1 pseudogene is annotated in these 1,006 nt (G+C 52.6%); it reads left to right on the top strand.

Features of this window, described 5'->3' with window-relative positions:
- Positions 1-1,004: pseudogene (locus ACT3RQ_RS17695) on the top strand (IS3 family transposase); the annotation flags it as partial.
- Positions 1,005-1,006 lie beyond the last annotated feature (2 nt).

Raw genomic sequence — 1,006 nt, 5'->3', positions numbered from 1 at the left:
CAGCTTCAGCAAGACACATCTGAACGGGAGCGGTCGTTAGCAGAAGAAAACGCCCGATTGAAGCGCCAATTAGCCGAGGCAAATGAAGAGCTGGCCATCACAAAAAAGGCCGCGGTGTACTTTGCGAAGAGCCTGAAGTGAAGTACGCCTTTATCCATCGTCATCGTCAGGCATTCAGCGTTCAACGCATGTGCCATGTTATGGGGGTCGCCCGAAGTGGCTACTACGCTTGGCAGCAGCGCGAAGGAGTCCCGTCTCCAAGACGCAGCGAGCAAGCCATTCTCGATCAGCGTGTAGCTGATGCTTTTCACCAGCGTAAAGGCCGCTCAGGCGCCCCGAGATTAACCCTAGACCTGCACGATGATGGAGTGCTAATCAACCGTAAGACGGTCGCCGCCAGCTTACAGCGTCAGGGCTTGCGCGCTAAAGCAGCCCGTAAGTTTAAGGCCACCACCAACTCTCGGCATTCGCTGCCGGTGGCTCCTAATCTACTAGCGCAAAACTTCACGGCCTCAACTCCCAATCAAAAGTGGGTGGGTGATATCACCTATCTGGCGACGAGCGAAGGCTGGCTTTACCTAGCAGTACTCATTGATCTTTACTCTCGTAAAGTGGTCGGTTGGGCAATGAGTGAGCGCATGACGGCCGATCTTGTCTGTGACGCGCTACAGATGGCACTATGGAAACGCAAAATGCCCAAAGGCGTCATTGTCCACTCGGATCGAGGCAGTCAGTACTGTTCCACGCTTTACCGATCGCTGCTTACTCGGCATGAGCTTAAGTGCAGCATGAGCGCCAAAGGTAACTGTTATGATAATGCCTGTGCCGAAAGCTTCTTCCATAGCCTCAAGGTTGAAGCGATCCATGGAGAGCAATTTAAAACGCGAAGCGATATGAGACGTCAGGTGTTTGAATACATCGAACTCGACTACAACAAGCAACGGCGGCACAGTGCTATAGGGATGATCAGTCCTGAGGTCTTTGAATCTCGAATGATCGCTTAAAC

Origin of the sequence: Halomonas sp. AOP43-D1-4, from assembly GCF_052446175.1 — a bacterium.
GTDB classification, from domain to species: Bacteria; Pseudomonadota; Gammaproteobacteria; order Pseudomonadales; family Halomonadaceae; genus Vreelandella; species Vreelandella citrativorans.
This window is presented reverse-complemented; position numbering and strand designations above follow the sequence as displayed.